This window comes from Bythopirellula polymerisocia, assembly GCF_007860015.1.
Classification (GTDB): Bacteria; Planctomycetota; Planctomycetia; order Pirellulales; family Lacipirellulaceae; genus Bythopirellula; species Bythopirellula polymerisocia.
The window spans coordinates 1,264,465-1,279,360 of record NZ_SJPS01000001.1 but is presented as its reverse complement, the minus strand read 5'-3'; the positions used below and the strand labels follow the sequence as shown (position 1 = coordinate 1,279,360).

Annotated in this window: 12 protein-coding genes; 7 read left to right on the top strand and 5 right to left on the bottom strand. The window is 54.1% G+C overall.

The genetic code is table 11. The features are described 5' to 3' along the window. Nucleotides 1-104 precede the first annotated feature (104 nt). Nucleotides 105-1,163, bottom strand: coding sequence for a prolipoprotein diacylglyceryl transferase (gene lgt, locus Pla144_RS05060; RefSeq protein ID WP_146448395.1), 1,059 nt, complete (start codon nucleotides 1,161-1,163; stop codon nucleotides 105-107). Between the two features lie 214 nt (nucleotides 1,164-1,377). On the opposite strand from lgt, the gene Pla144_RS05055 reads away from it, so the two are divergent. Both Pla144_RS05055 and Pla144_RS05050 read left to right on the top strand, forming a co-directional pair. Next, nucleotides 1,378-1,593 (top strand): hypothetical protein, encoded by a 216-nt coding sequence (locus tag Pla144_RS05055; protein WP_146448393.1) that lies wholly within the window; start codon nucleotides 1,378-1,380, stop codon nucleotides 1,591-1,593. A gap of 86 nt (nucleotides 1,594-1,679) precedes the next feature. Beyond that, nucleotides 1,680-2,450, top strand: coding sequence for a VIT1/CCC1 transporter family protein (locus Pla144_RS05050; protein WP_146448391.1), 771 nt, complete (start codon nucleotides 1,680-1,682; stop codon nucleotides 2,448-2,450). Nucleotides 2,451-2,463: 13 nt separating this feature from the next. On the opposite strand, the gene Pla144_RS05045 is transcribed toward Pla144_RS05050, so the two are convergent. Continuing rightward, nucleotides 2,464-3,471, bottom strand: a complete 1,008-nt coding sequence (locus tag Pla144_RS05045) for a phosphatidylglycerol lysyltransferase domain-containing protein (RefSeq protein ID WP_146448389.1) — start codon at nucleotides 3,469-3,471, stop codon at nucleotides 2,464-2,466. Between the two features lie 672 nt (nucleotides 3,472-4,143). Between Pla144_RS05045 and Pla144_RS05040 the strand changes: the two genes are divergently transcribed. The 3 genes from Pla144_RS05040 (at nucleotide 4,144) to Pla144_RS05030 (ending at nucleotide 7,854) form a co-directional block, all read left to right on the top strand. After that, a complete protein-coding gene (locus Pla144_RS05040) occupies nucleotides 4,144-4,887 on the top strand; it encodes a hypothetical protein (protein ID WP_146448387.1) in 744 nt (247 codons plus the stop codon). A gap of 122 nt (nucleotides 4,888-5,009) precedes the next feature. Further along, nucleotides 5,010-6,521, top strand: coding sequence for an efflux RND transporter periplasmic adaptor subunit (locus Pla144_RS05035; protein ID WP_146448385.1), 1,512 nt, complete (start codon nucleotides 5,010-5,012; stop codon nucleotides 6,519-6,521). Nucleotides 6,522-6,588: 67 nt separating this feature from the next. Beyond that, the gene (locus Pla144_RS05030; RefSeq protein WP_146448383.1) at nucleotides 6,589-7,854 is read left to right on the top strand and encodes a hypothetical protein; all 1,266 of its coding nucleotides are present in this window, start codon (nucleotides 6,589-6,591) and stop codon (nucleotides 7,852-7,854) included. A gap of 50 nt (nucleotides 7,855-7,904) precedes the next feature. Here Pla144_RS05030 and Pla144_RS05025 read toward each other — a convergent pair whose 3' ends face one another. Together Pla144_RS05025 and Pla144_RS05020 are read right to left on the bottom strand one after the other, a co-directional pair. Beyond that, on the bottom strand, nucleotides 7,905-10,268 hold the full coding sequence (locus Pla144_RS05025) for an arylsulfatase (protein ID WP_146448381.1): 2,364 nt from the start codon (nucleotides 10,266-10,268) through the stop codon (nucleotides 7,905-7,907). Nucleotides 10,269-10,307: 39 nt separating this feature from the next. Then, nucleotides 10,308-12,542 carry an arylsulfatase gene (locus Pla144_RS05020; protein ID WP_231936167.1) on the bottom strand — a complete coding sequence of 745 codons (2,235 nt, stop codon included), beginning with the start codon at nucleotides 12,540-12,542 and terminating at the stop codon, nucleotides 10,308-10,310. Nucleotides 12,543-13,134: 592 nt separating this feature from the next. On the opposite strand from Pla144_RS05020, the gene Pla144_RS05015 reads away from it, so the two are divergent. Both Pla144_RS05015 and Pla144_RS25440 read left to right on the top strand, forming a co-directional pair. Then, a complete protein-coding gene (locus Pla144_RS05015; protein WP_146448376.1) occupies nucleotides 13,135-13,647 on the top strand; it encodes a hypothetical protein in 513 nt (170 codons plus the stop codon). A gap of 9 nt (nucleotides 13,648-13,656) precedes the next feature. Continuing rightward, nucleotides 13,657-13,869, top strand: coding sequence for a helix-turn-helix domain-containing protein (locus tag Pla144_RS25440; protein WP_146449049.1), 213 nt, complete (start codon nucleotides 13,657-13,659; stop codon nucleotides 13,867-13,869). An 11-nt stretch (nucleotides 13,870-13,880) separates the two neighbouring features. Here Pla144_RS25440 and gluQRS read toward each other — a convergent pair whose 3' ends face one another. Then, entirely contained in the window at nucleotides 13,881-14,840 is a 960-nt protein-coding gene (gene gluQRS, locus Pla144_RS05005; RefSeq protein ID WP_146448374.1) for a tRNA glutamyl-Q(34) synthetase GluQRS, read from the bottom strand. Nucleotides 14,841-14,896: the final 56 nt, after the last annotated feature.

The window sequence follows — 14,896 nt, the reverse complement described above, 5'->3', positions numbered from 1 at the left end:
GCGGACGAACGCTGATTTAGCAGATTTACGCGGACAAACTTCGATCGTCCTCAAAATGATCCGCGCAGATCCGCCCAATCCGCGGTTTTCCGCGGCCCATTTCTTTATACGAAAGAAGCTCGACGAGGGGTCTGTCGCAGGAGAAAAACCCAGCCGATAGCCGTGGCCGCGAGCAGAATGATGCTGATATTTTGCGAAATACTCAGCCCGGTGCCGAAAACAGCCGATTCGTCGATGCGGATCACCTCCAGCAGAAACCGCGAGATCGGATGGATCGTGAGCATCAGGGCCGTCACCTCGCCATCACGACGGCGGAAAGGATAGTAGCTCCAGAGAAACCAGCACAAGAGGGCCGCGTCGATCGAGCTGTAGATCTGAGTGGGATGGACCGGCAGACTCCGCGGCGGCAGATTTGCTGGTAGCCCCGTCGAGGCATCAAGCGGCGGATTTTCACCCACGAGCTTGCCACTCTCGAACTGTTCCATGTACGGTAAACTGTCGCGGGGGAATGTCACCCCCCAGGGCAAGTCTGTCTCACCACCGTAGCAACAGCCATTCAGCAGGCAGCCGATCCGCCCGAAGGCCAGTCCGATCAACAAGCTCGGTGCGATCAAGTCGGCCAGCGCGAGCGTCGGCAACTTGTGTCGGTAGGTGAATACCAAGAATGCCAGCGTGGCACCAATCAGTGCACCGTAGACTACGAGCCCCCCTTCGGTGAATTTCACGATTGCCAGCAGTCTGGTCGGCCAGTCGCCGAATTGAAAACGCGTATCCCAATACTCGATCACATAGAACAATCGAGCACCCAGGATGCCACAGATGAACATGCCAAACGCCAGCGAGAGCAATGTGTCAGCAGAAATCCCCATCTGCTTGCCACGATGAATGGCCATCAAGATGCCCGAGATTGAACCGCAGAGGACCATCAGTCCGTAGCCGCGAAGAGGCAAGCCCTCGGGGAAGAAGCGTGGCAGGAGCGCGATCGCCAGCGCGCCGATCAACCACCCGGGGAGGAATTCTTTCCAGTTGTGTTGGCCCGATTTGCTAGCATAGACAAACATGGCGATGATGCCGCCGATGAGCCACAGCGCTAATAACACGCCGATGCCTAAGAGCGGCACGCCGGAGATTTCAATCGGAATGCGAAAGAGTTCGGAGCACATGAGGGGATAGAATGACCAATGTCCAAGGACCAATGAATTACGAAGCCGGAAGGTTGGCTACTTGAGGAATTCTAGTGGCGGGGGGGGAATCAATCGAGGGCAGTCGGGGGAGAGTTTAGGAAGCAGAAAAAACCAAGTTCTATCGCCGGAGCGATCCGCATGGTATGCTTAGTCTAGTTGCCTGCATGTTGCTTTGAGAGAAAGGTGGTATCTCATGATTCGCAAATTGATCGTTATGGCAGCAGTGTTGGTGGTCCTGCATTGTATGACCGCGAGTCCTGCTTCGGCACGTGTCATTAGTTCGCGCAATCCGTTTCGCAGCTATAACATCAGCGGGATCAACTACGGGTCGATGCAATGGGAAAGCTCACACCGCGGTCGGTCGAATTACCAGTATCGCTCGGGCCGGTCGGGATTTCGTCGCAGATAATAGAAAGCTGAAAGACAAGATCCAGGAGCCGGAAAGTTGGGCCTCGGCTTGAAACCAGATCCCTCGGTCGCCGAGGCTCCTTCAGAATGACAAATCTTAGGCATTCTCCCTCGCAGCAACATGTCGAGGCCCATCTTCCGGCAGCAATTCGTCGGCGGCTTAACGAGCGCGCGCGACCCAGCTACCTCCGTGATTTTATCTATGGGGCGATCGACGGGGCAGTGACGACCTTTGCCGTGGTCTCCGGTGTGGCGGGGGCGGGGCTTAGCTCCAGCGTTGTTATCATCCTGGGAATTGCAAATCTGATCGGCGACGGATTCAGCATGGCTGCCAGCAATTATTTGGGCATTCGTGCCGAGCGCGAGTTGCAATTACGAATTCGCCGTAGCGAGCGGCAGCACATCGAGTGGCACCCCGAAGGGGAGCGGGCCGAGATTCGAGAGATTTTTCGTCAAAAGGGATTCGCTGGCGACGACTTGGATCGTGCCGTCGAGATTATCACCTCCGACGTAAATCAATGGATCGACACGATGGTTACGGACGAGCATGGCCTGGCACTCGATGGTCCGGACCCGCGACTGGCTGCGGCGATGACCTTTGTGGCTTTTATCATCGTCGGATTTATTCCGCTCATGGCTTTTGTCTGGCAGTGGTTATTGCCGGATACGCTGGAGAATCCCTATCTGTGGAGTACGCTGCTCACGAGCGCTGCCTTCTTCGGCGTAGGTGCCGGCAAATCATGGTTCATTGAGCGACCCTGGTACCGCGAAGGACTCATCACCTTGGCCGTGGGTGGAACTGCCGCGGCACTCGCTTATTTGGCTGGGGATCTCATTGGTGGACTGCTGCCCAAATGATCCGAGGCATGGTTCACAGCGCCCCGGCCAACTTCAATGAGGCAACCACGCGCACATCATTGAAGAGACATTTCGACGCGTAGTAGGTTTGCTCTTCGAGCCCATCAAAGCGGCGTTTGAAGTCGGCGTGTCCGGCGAGGTTGTAGAAGTAGCGGTTGATCCACCAAGCATTGAGTGCGCGACTCCAACTGAAGTGGATCAACGGGTTGGCCCGAAACTCGCGGTCGGTGATCCCCGCCATGGGTGAGAGACCGAGCATGACGCGCTCAATTTCCTCGCGTTGAAACTGCTCGATGGCGACTTTCATGATTCCCTCTTCGGCTCGTAATGGCGCGTCGGAAAGTCGTCTTTTAATTGCAGGTGAGTAGCCCACCACATTGCCATCTCGATAGATCGGATCAAAGAAAATAAAAGCCACGGGTTGGCCAGAGGGCGAAAACAGAAAAAACTTCCGCACATCGACTTCGTCGGCATACACTATGGGACGATTGAAAAAATAGACATCGCGAGTCGTGCGTCTCTCGGCTTGCCATTGTTCTGAAAGCCGTCGAATCTCGCTCTGCGAAACGTCCTGGGCAAAGGCCCCCTCACGAACTTTATAGTTGTGTTTAGCGAGCCAATTGGTGGCGTGACGAAGCCGTTCCTTTTGCTTACCCGCAAAGTCATAGTTGGCCAGTTCCAACCGCGTGTCGCATCCCATCTCATTGATCCAGAAACCTTGCTCTTGAAGCAGAGTGGCCGTCTCACGAGAGATCTGCCAGAAGCAGTTCTTCGGAAATTTCTTTGTGAATGCTGCAAGCAAGGGGCCATGAAGCTCGGCCTTACCCACTGGGTCGGCCAGCACACAGGTAATGCCCCATTTCCGACGGAAAGCTAGATAGGCTTCGCCATGCCAGAAGTACTCAAGCTCTGGCTGCACGGCCGTGGAATAGGCCTGAGTAAAGGTGCCAAACTGCCGGACGAGTTGAAGGCGTCGCTGCTGGTCGGCGGCCGAAGCATTTTCGGAGGTTCCTGGCGACATATTTACTCGCAAGACTAGCGACTTCGAAATGGCCGCAGTTCCCCGGAGACCCCTCTATTGATGGGGTTTCTCGCTGGGACCAACGGATAAACATAAGTCTTTCTACCTAACCAGCTGCAATGAGGCAAAACAATGGTGCCTTGCTGCCGAGCGGCCTTGGCCTGCTAATATCAGAAAAATTCCTGGTAATTTATTGACAAGCTGGGAAAGTGGGGGTAATCTGGAGGCTGAGCGAGGGGAAATCCCCCGGCATTTTACACCGAGAATTTGAGTTCGACCTAATTCTGCAGACAGTTTAATCACCTAGATTTTCCCCAGGATACCGCTAATTCTACGAGCGACTCCCCAATACTTCTTTCATCAGCCAAACCGTTTGGATGGTGAGCTAGAGGCATTCGGGTGTCGCTTTTTTCGTTGATAGATGGCATTGGCCACTGCCAGCGACTTGTGGCCGACAACCAGTAATCAGAACCACCGGATAACGCTAATTCCTTAAACGATTCACAAAATCTCCCCTTCGCTCACTCGGCAACTCCGGGTGGTCCGCTTGGGAAGTTTTTGTGGATCGTTTTTTTATGAACCCACGTTTTGCACCACCAAAGCAGAACTACAAACGGCCAAACCTAACACTTTCAATTTCAACTTTGATGGAATTTTCTTGGAGAAGAACTAATGGTACGCACACAAAGAATCCTACTGGTTGTCGCAATTGCAATCTGCCTGGCTCCGCTGGCTCAGGCCGGCCTCATGCATCCAGATGTGATGGGAGCGAACGTTTGGTTTCGCAACATTGATGAAAGCTCCCCTTCAGGTGATCCCACACCTCTCTATGGCCAACCGGCCGCGAATGGCAATGAACTCATCTTTCCCACGACTGGGAATTTCTCGGCCTCCTCGCTCGACGGAGGTCCTTCCGACCAGACCGATGGTAAGTTGAGCCTGATGATCGTTGCGAAGCCTGGCTCGACGATCAATAGTTTTTCAATTAACGAGAGCGGCTTGGTGCTCCTCGATGCTCCCTTCGGAGGCGACGCATTCGCTTCGGTGAATGCATTTGGGGTGGTCAAGGTGGCTGAAATAGCGGGCGTCCCTGTCAATATTCCTGCCTTCAACATTTTTCTGAATTCTTCTCCCCTCAATGGCCAGTATCAGCTCTCCACGATTGGTGGTAGCTCCTATGCCTCGGCGTGGCAGTCCTCTGCACTGGTTGGTTTGCCTCTAAACACTACCAAGGTCAATCTAACTATCGATAACAACCTTTTGGCCACGACAAATGCACAAGCGACTCGGGCTTTCATCGACAAGAAGTCCTTTGAAATCGATGTGAATACGGACATCCCTGAACCACACACCTTGCTATTGGGCATCGCAGGCATTTTGGCAATGACCGCGAGCCGACGCCGAGGGGTCGCCTAAAAGGCTTTCGATCCGTGCGCGAACTTTCGAGGGGGTGCTTCGGCATCCCTTTTTTTCGTCCTTGCATCAACCACTCGCAATAATCTAACTAAAAATTAACCATCGATTGACTGAGGCTCCCTATGACTCGCTCTCTGTTCCTTTTCCTCCTCGCTTTTGGAATTGTCAGTCTCGGCGCGATACAGAATCTCCAAGCCGTGGAAGGCGACTCGGCCGACTCTCAAAAGGGAACTAAGTCGGCAAGTACGCTACCAGGGTCGAAGCAGAAAGACGTGAGTCGTAAGACCTACACGGTCAGTCCTCGGCCTTTGAGAATCGAGGAGTCCGTGGAAGGGCATTTGGTCGCAACCGAAATGGCTGAGATTTCTGTGTGGCCTGAGTCTTGGTCCGACTTCAAGATTAAGGAAGTAGTACCCCACGGCGCCCACGTCCAAAAAGGGGAAACGCTCCTGCAGTTTGACGACAAACACCTCAACAAAGCCATCGCCGACTTAGAACTGGATCTGAACCTAGGCGAACTGAGAATCAATCGAGCGGAGCAGGAAATCCCGCGAAAAGAGCGATCTCTGGAACGCCAGTTGGCCAACGCAGAGGAAGCTTTGAAACGCATCAAGGAGGACTACGAGCGCTACCGGGAGACCGAGCGTGAACAGTCTATCGATTCTGCAAACATGAGCCTGAAGATGGCAAAATTTAACCTGGATTATTACAAGGATGAACTAGAACAATTGCAAAAAATGTATGAGGCTGATGATCTTACCGAAGAAACCGAAGAGATTGTTCTGCGCCGGCAAAAGTTCATGGTTGAGTATGGAACGTTCAACTATGAGATGTCCAAATATTATCACGATCAGATGCTCAATGTGAACATTCCCCGCCGCGACCACGACATGGAAAAGTCGCTCGAGAAGGTTGAGGAATTAGTGGAAGACGCTCAAATTGCCAGCCAAATTGATACTAATGTTGCCCGATACGAACTCGAAAAGCAACGTTCACAGCGCAAGGAAGCTTTGGACAAACATATCAAACTGCTCTCCGATCGTGGCCTGATGGCCATCAAGTCGCCCATCGCTGGGGTTGTTTATTACGGGCAATCTACTGACGGCAAGTGGAGTAAAATAGCTGACTTGCGACAGAAACTCATTCCGGGCAAGGCGGCGGACAAGCAGTCGGTACTTCTCACTGTGCTTGATGTTTCTGAATTGGAAGTGTTGGCCCTCTTGGATGAAAAGCTGCGAATCGGGATCAAGTCGGGACAGAGCGTCAAAGTGCAACCTGTAGCCGAGGGCTCCGATCCTTTGGAAGCTAAGGTGGCATCGATCTCATCGACACCGGTCACCGATGGCAAGTTTGAACTCAAAGTCGATCTCACCGGTGATTCTCCCGAATGGCTCGTTCCGGGAATGTCATGCAAAGTGGAAGTCGTCACCTATGAAAAACAGGATGCCTTGCTGGTGCCGAAGGAAGCAGTTCACGAGGATGACGCCACGGATAGAGAGTACGTGCGGGTCGTCCAAGATGAAAAGGTGAAGAAAACTTGGGTTGAAACTGGCCGCTCCAAGGGGAAAAACATCGAAATCACTTCTGGCCTCGCGGCGGGAGATGTGGTCTCCCTCGAAGATGAAGAGGACTAACTGTACAACCGGACGGCGTTACTTTGCATGTTCCAACGCCTTTTTCTCAAGACAAAGTTTCAAACCGATGCCAATTCCTCTTCGTTGTATTTTGATGGTGATGACTATCGCTTGTGTCGGCTCGGTTGAAGTTGCCCGCGCGGAAGTAGAGACAGCAAAACCCCCTGCTGAAGTCGAGAATTCTCCCTTGGCCACAACGGGCCCCCTGCCAAGTGAAGTTGAGCCACCCTCGGCGGCTGCTCTGCAATTGGCTATCGATCGTGGCGTGGATTTTCTCTTGCAGGATCAACGACCCGATGGGGGGTGGGGAAGCGCGGAGCAAACCAAGGGACTGAATATCTATGCCCCCGTGCCAGGTGCGCACCAAGGATTCAAATTGGCGGTAGCGGGGTTGGTACTTTCTTCGCTGGTGGAATGCGAACCGACGCTTGATTCCGACCGAGCGGAAAAAGTGAATGAGGCGATCGACCGAGGGACCGAGTGGGTATTGGCGAATCACGAGCAAGTCCGCCGGGCAGAACCGATGTCCCTCTACAATAATTGGGGCCACGCCTACGGACTCCAAGGGCTCGTGACTCTCTATCGCCGAGCCAAGACGAGAGGCGAAAACAAGTTAGCGGCACAATTGCTCGCCGCTGCTCAGTTTCAGGCAGGCATGCTTGAACGCTATGCGTATCTCAATGGAGGGTGGGGATACTACGACTTTGATCAAGGCACAAAAGTCCCGGCCAGCAGTCCTACTAGTTTTACCACGGCGACCGGTTTGGTAGCGCTTCACGATGCGGCGGAGATTGGCGTCACTTTTCCGGAGAAGCTGGTAGAGAAGGCCGTCAAATCGATCCAACGCCAGCGGAATCCCGACTTCAGTTACGCCTACGGCGAATATCTGAGGATGATGCCACGGATGGAAATCAACCGTCCCGCAGGGAGTCTCGGCAGAAGTCAGTCGTGTAACCTGGCATTAAGGTTGTACGGGGATGAACGGGTCACAGACGAGGTAATCAGCACTTGGCTCAATCGGCTCTATGCACGCAATGACTGGCTCGGCTTCGGGCGCAAAAAGCCAGTCCCCCACGAGAGCTACTTCATGGTGGCAGGTTATTTCTATTACTACGGGCACTATTACGCGGCGATGTGCATCGACCTGTTGCCCGCTGAGGAGCAAGCCTATTACCACAACCATCTGGCAAGCATTCTGCTGCCTCTCCAAGAAAAAGATGGCACTTGGTGGGACTATCCGTTCTACAATTATCACCAACAGTATGGAACGGCAATGGCAATTTACGCCTTGCGAAAGTGTCATCATGATTCCGGTCCTATCCCAGAACCGTAACAAAGGCCTCAGACCGACAAGTGTTGGCCGACGTCACGGACCAGGGGGCTCTAGTCGAGTTCGATCGTGACCCCGCTTAGCTTGCCGGCGAAGCGGAATGGCATTTTGTAGCCTTCGGCCACGGGGGTGCCCGTGTCGAAACCGATGTCGAGAGTCTCGTCGAGTGTAACGCGGTTGGGAATACTCTTTTCGACACGGCCCCTGCCAACCTGCTTGTCGTCGATGAACAGCGACACATCTGCACCAGCGAACGGTTTGTCGGCGTCTGTTTTGTAGACCGCCTTAAGTGTTACCTCTCCGGTGGGAATTGTTTCAGTCGACTTGACGGTGTACTGATCCACGCCGACAAGGTTGTAGTCGTAGACCAGTTTTCCATTGAGAACATAAAGACCGTAACCGGCAAACCGGCCTCCCTGAGTAATAAGCATTCCGTTTGCTCCTCCCTCTGGGACGATCACTTTGGCAGTGATAGTGTGACTGCGGTGCTTGAGATCCGGCGCGGCGCCTTCTGGTAGACGGAGAAGGTTGGGATAAGTAAACGTCTTGCGTCCTGCAGTCAGGCTTGGCCGATTGGCGACGTTGAGTCTCTCGGTTTTGCGATCATCGAGCGGCAACACGTTGTACCTGGCCGCCTCGGCAAAGAAGAACTTGACCAACTCAGCGAGTTTCTCAGGATTTTCCTTCGCGAGGTCGTTAGCCTGGGTAAAGTCCTCGTCGATGTGGTAGAGTTCCCAGGGCATGTTCAAGAGATCGCCGGGCTCAGGTTCGCTGTACCACGGGATTCCCCGAATCGCGCTGGCCATCCAGCCATCGTGGTAGATCCCCTGGTTGCCTAGCATCTCAAAGTATTGCAAAGTGCGGCGGTCCTTCGCGTCGGCATCGTCGAAGGTGTACATCATACTGACACCCTCGATTGGTTTCTGGGCAACGCCATTGAACTGTGCAGGCATTTCGACACCCACTGCCTCGAGAATCGTCGGCGCGATGTCGATCACGTGATGAAACTGGTCACGGATCTCGCCGTGGGCCTTGATGCGCTTTGGCCAGGAGATGGCCATGCCATTGCGGGTCCCACCGAAGTGGCTAGCAATCTGTTTGGTCCACTGGAATGGCGTGTCCATGGCCCATGCCCAGGCGGCTGGAAAGTGATTGTAGTGTTTGTCGCTACCCAACGTCTTTAGCGAAGCAAGTTTCATTTCAAGCGGCTCGGGAATCGCGTTGAAGAAGGTCATTTCATTCAAGAGGCCATTGAGGCCCCCTTCAGCGCTAGAACCGTTGTCGCCGGCAATATAAAAGATCAGAGTGTTATCCAGTTCCCCCATCTCCTCGATTGCATCGATGATGCGGCCCGCCTCATGGTCGGTGTGCGCCGTGAACGCAGCAAAGACTTCCATCATTCGGGCGTACACTTTTCGTTCTTCTTCGGGGAGCGAATCCCAAGCAGGAAGTGACTCAGGCCGCGGTGTCAGCTTTGCATCTTCTGGCACAACGCCTAGTTTCTTCTGCCGAGCAAACGTTTTTTCACGATACTTGTCCCAGCCGTCATCGAATTGCCCTTTGAATTTGTCAATCCAAGATTCGGGGACTTGGTGCGGTGCATGCGTCGCCCCGGTCGCAAAATAGACAAAGAAGGGCCGCTGCGGAGCAACCGCCTTGCTGGAGCGCATCATGCGGATAGCGTGATCGGCAATGTCGGTCGTGAAGTGATACGGCGATCCATCCTCGTTTGTCTCGGGTGGTTCGATCCGTTTCTTGTTCTCAACCAATGCTGGGTGGAATTGGTCGGTGTCGCCGCCGACGAAGCCGTAGAAGTAGTCGAACCCGAGGCCACTCGACCAGCGATCAAAGGGACCGACAATACTTGTTTCCCAGTCGGGGACGTTGTGATTCTTGCCGAACCAGGCATTCATATAACCATATTCGCGCAATACCTCAGCAAACGTGGCGGCTGAGGCAGGAATAATGCCAGAGTAACCTGGAAAGCCCGTACCGGCCTCGCCGATGACGCCGCTCGCCACGGAATGGTGATTTCGACCGCATAACAAAGCTGCCCGCGTCGGCGAACAGAGCGCTGTGGTATGAAAACGAGTATAGCGAAGGCCATTGTCCGCCACACGATCGAGCGTAGGCGTATGAATGGCTCCGCCGAAGGTTCCCATTTGTCCAAAGCCGCAATCGTCAATCAACACGATCAAGATATTCGGGGCGTCTTCAATTCCGAAATTTTGCGGAATCTTTAGTTTCGGCTTGACGGCTTCCGAATCCTTGTAGGTCAGGCCAATCTTTCCGGCGAAGGGCGCTTCCGGCCGAGGCAGCACGACGGAAGACTCCGTCGAGGACTCGTGAGTCCATGCACATGGCAAGATTGTCAGGTACATAACCAAACCTATCAAAATCGTTTTTGAAGTTTTCATGATAACCTCATCACTAGATTAAAGTCTGATGGAATTCAATTACTTAATATCAACGGAGACTTTTTCGATCTCCCCGGTGAACTTGAAGGGGGGCTTGTAGCCGGTGGTCACCGGTTGGCCGGTGTCTTCGCCGATGCCGAAGGTGTCGATGCCGAAGCGGCCACCGACGGTTGCTTCCATCTTGCCCTCGGCGATCTGCTCGCCGTCAACCTTGAGCGTGAGGTCGGCGGGGCCGCCGGGCTTGTCGCCTTGGAAGTCGAAATCAACCTCCACTGTGGCCTTTCCAGCCGGGAGTGGTTTGTTGCCCTTCAGCACGGTGTGATGTTCGAAGTAGTTGTAGTCAAAGACCGGGATGCCATCTTCAACGTAGAGCACGATGCCGGCGGCGACGCCACCGAAGCCCATGATGACGCCGTTGGTTTTCTCACCCTGGGTATCGAGATCGGCGGTGAGGGTCCAGGAACGATTCTTCATAGGTGGGGCGGCCGGCTCAGCAATACGGACCGCGCCGTCGCTGTAAGTGTAGGTGCTGGAATCGGGGTCAGCACCAGGTACAGGAGGTTTCGCCACGGCAAGGCGTGCTGAGCCGCGATCGTCCAACGGATAGACATGGTATTGCTCAGCTACCTCGTCGAAGCGGGCCTTCATGGCGGCGAGCTTATCGGGCATGGAGTCGGCGAGATCATTGGCTTCGGAGAAGTCTTCCTCCAGGCGATAGAGTTCCCAGTTGTCTTGGTCCCAATTTCCTGGAGCAAGATCCTGACGCCACGGCAGAGTGTGCTGGGCATTGGCTTTCCAGCCGTCTTGATAAATCGAGCGGTTGCTCAAAATCTCGAAGTATTGCTCGTTGCGGCCTTTGAACCCTGGATCGGTGAAACTGGCTAAGAAGGACTTCCCTGCCAGCGGCTTCTGCTCGATGCCGTTGACGGTTTGAGGCATCGGGATGTGGGCGGCTTCAAGGATCGTGGGGACGACATCGACCAGGTGCAGGAAGGCATCGCGGGGGTTGTCGTCGTGTTTGATCTTGGCGGGCCAACTGACGACCATCGGGTTGCGGCTGCCTCCCAAGTGAGAAGCGACCTGCTTGACCCATTGGAATGGGGTGTTGCCAGCCCAGGCCCAACCGACTGGGTAGTGCGGTTCGGATTCCGGTCCGCCGAGTTTGTCGAGGTTTTCAATGATTTCTTCGATGGAGGTATTAATGCCGTTGAGACCTTTGATCTCGTTGAGAGTGCCATCGGGGCCCCCTTCGGAGGAGGCTCCATTGTCGCCGACGATGTAGATCACGAGCGTGTTGTCGGCGTCAGGCAATTCCTTCACGGCGTCGAGCAGGCGTCCGACTTCGTGATCGGTGAAAGCGAAGTAGCCGGCAAAGTTTTCGAACAGAGCGGTGTAGACAGTCTTTTGGTCCTCGTTGAGGGTGTCCCAGGCAGGAACCCATTCAGGCCGGGGAGTGAGTTTCGTGCCGGGAGGTATGATGCCCATCTCTTGCTGCTGCTTGAAAACAATCTCGCGGTATTTTTCCCAACCCATATCAAACTTGCCTTTGAACTTGTCACGCCACTCGGCGGTGACGTGGTGCGGAGCGTGCATGGCACCGGGGGCGAAATACATGAAGAACGGTTTGTTCGGCGCAACCGATTTCGAGAACTTCATCCGGGCGATGGCGCGATCCGTCATATCGGTCATGAAGTGATACCCTTCAGCGGGGGAAGTCTCCGGCTCGACCGGTACCGTGTTCTCGAAGAGAACCGGATAGAACTGGTGAGTTTCTCCGGCGTTGAAACCGTAAAAATAGTCGAAGCCCATACCGGTGGGCCAGCGGTCGAAGGGACCGGCAACAGTCGTCTCCCAGTCCGGGGTATTGTGGTTCTTGCCGTACCACCATGTTGCGTAGCCGTTGTCCTTAAGGATCTCGCCAATGGTCGCGGTGTCGCGCTGGATCATGGTTGAATAGTTCGGGAAGCCGGTGGCCCATTCCATGAGGAAGCCGTTGCCGGTGTCGTGATGGTTGCGGCCGGTGAGGAGCGCTGCGCGCGAGGGACCGCAGATGGCCGTGGTATGAAAGCGGTTATAGCGGAGGCCTTCGGAAGCGAGCTTGTCGAGATGGGGGGTGGGAATCAGGCCGCCAAAAGTCGAAGTCTGGCCGAAGCCGACATCATCGAGCAGGATGACCACAATGTTGGGCGCGCCTTCAGGCGCCTCAACCGGTTCCTGCCAATCGGGCTCGGATTCTTTGTAGGTCTTGCCGATTTTGCCTTCGAACTTGGACAAAGGTAAAGGCAGGTCCGAACGACTGGTCTCCGCCTGAACGGCGCTTTCGTAAGCTATTGCAAGCGCAATGCAAAATCCTAAAGAAAGTAGTCGCTTGTTCGTACTCCCTGAACTGCAATCCTCCGACGAAGATATCAACCCAAGCTTTGGTAAAAGTCTGGTCAACATGAGAGTGTACTCCTCGACGAGAGTTATGGCGAAACTTTGCGCGTAGGGGCCATCAGTTTCGTCCGGAACCGAAATGTCCTTTGCTAGGGCTGGGATTGCAAAGCAAACAAGCGGAAAAGTCTGTTTCACCCCTAGTCGCTTACGTTATATTAAATGAGAGTCGCGAAGCAAGTAATATCCGCTTTCCGTCAGGAAATTCCTGGTAACTTTCCAATGTCATGGACAATTTGTCGCATCCTTTGAACCCGATCTCCTCTTCGGTGCGGTTGCCGATGCGGGGTTTGAAGACAGACTCCTTAGTGGGGGAAACTTTGTCGGACAGCTCGATCGGTTGAATTTACCCAACTGCCGTCTCGATCGAAGGTGCTACGCTCTTCCATGCTTCGCACGAGGGGCGGTGCCAGAAGGTTGGATTTTAATCGGCATGACTTCGAGTTCGCGCGAGACTGCCTGGGTGAATGGTCACGATGTCAGCTCCGACCAGATTCATTTCTACGCAGAGGGGACGGCAATCGATTACCGTACAATGCCTTCAGCTCCCTGGTATTCCCTGCAGATGCGGCGAGAATTCTTTCAGTCGCTGGCAATTTCCCTCTCGGGGCAGGAAGTCGAAATACCTTTGCGCGATTGTATCAACAGGACGATTCCGAGAGAGAAAGCAGCAGAGCTAAAAACTGAGTTGGATGCAATCATCGTTTTAAGTCAGCAAGATTTTTCACCCAATTTGTCGGTGCCAGCTCAGTTGGTCGAATTTCGCATATTGGAAAAGCTATTGGCTGCTCTTTCTGAGGCATCTTTGTATAAAGTTCGTAAGGAGAAAAGGGTTCTTCGCCAGCGCTACTTGGTCGATCGGATTGAAACATTACTCGATGCACAGCAAACAGGACCTTTTCGAATCAGTCATTTGATGGATAAGACGGGACTACAGGAGCGCTAGCTCCAGCGGATCTGCAAAGAAGTCTACGATTTGTCCCCCAGGCAACTCATTGCAGTGGCAAGATTGAATCAGATTCGCCGTAATCTCTTGATAGAATCACGAGAAGCGACCTCGGTGAAATCACTGGCAACCGCCAGCGGCGTGGGTCATCTAGGTAGATTTGCCTCAGAATACTTTTTAGTCTTCGGCGAACGTTCTTGCGAGACTCTCCAGAGAGCGTGAATCCAAGCTTACTAATCATTTCCTAGTAACCACGCTTCGTCGCTTGACGTGTACACAACCTGCTCAAACGGTAGGCACTGCAATTCGAACAGTTGGAGAAATCCTTTGGCTGTCATAGGTTGTCGGTCACTCAGTCCACACCACTCGGCCAGCAGTCCGATGATGCGATCGGGCGGTACGCCCAGTTCCCGGAAATATGAAAGCCGACTGTCGCCGTGGCGCTTGGCTAAGCGGCGGCCATCTTCGCCGACGACCAGTGGCAAGTGTGTGTACTGCGGCAGCGGACCCAGGCCCAACTTCTCGTAGAGGATCATTTGGCGCGGTGTGGAACTCAAGAGGTCATCGCTCCTCACCACTTGGTCGATAGCTTGCCGCGCGTCGTCCACGACCACTGCCAGTTGATAACCGGGGAGCCCCAACTTGGTAGCGACAAGGAAATCGCCGACTGATTCGTCGACATCGAGCGATTGCTCTCCAGCGAATTGATCGACAAATTTCACGACTCCCTGCGGGACGCGCAGCCGCAGCGCGGTACCCTTGTTGAGCAATTGCTCGGCGGCAAGTGGCACTGGCTGGGAAGGACGGCAAGTGCCAGGGTACCGCAGCTCGTGCTCGTCGCCATGCGGTGCGGAGAGGCTGGCCGCTTCAATTTCTTTCCGCGTGCATGTGCAGGAGTAGATGTCTCCCTGTGAGGCAAGTTGATAGAGTGCTGCCTGGTAGGGAGTTAAGTCAGCAAGTTGATAAGTGGGACCTTCGTCCCAGTCGAGCCCCAGCCATTGGAGAATTTCAATCGACTCTTCAGCCGCACCGGGTTTCACGCGCGGTCCATCCAGGTCTTCGATTCGCAACATGATTTGCCAGCCACGTTGCCGAGCGAGAGCCCAGTTCACTAGAAAGGTCCGCGCGTTCCCCAAGTGCAAGGCACCCGTGGGCGAGGGAGCCAGTCGACTGCGGAACTGCGGCGAACTCAAATCAAGTAACCTGGCTGAAATCAGAAATACATTTAATGAAAACTTATTGACATGGA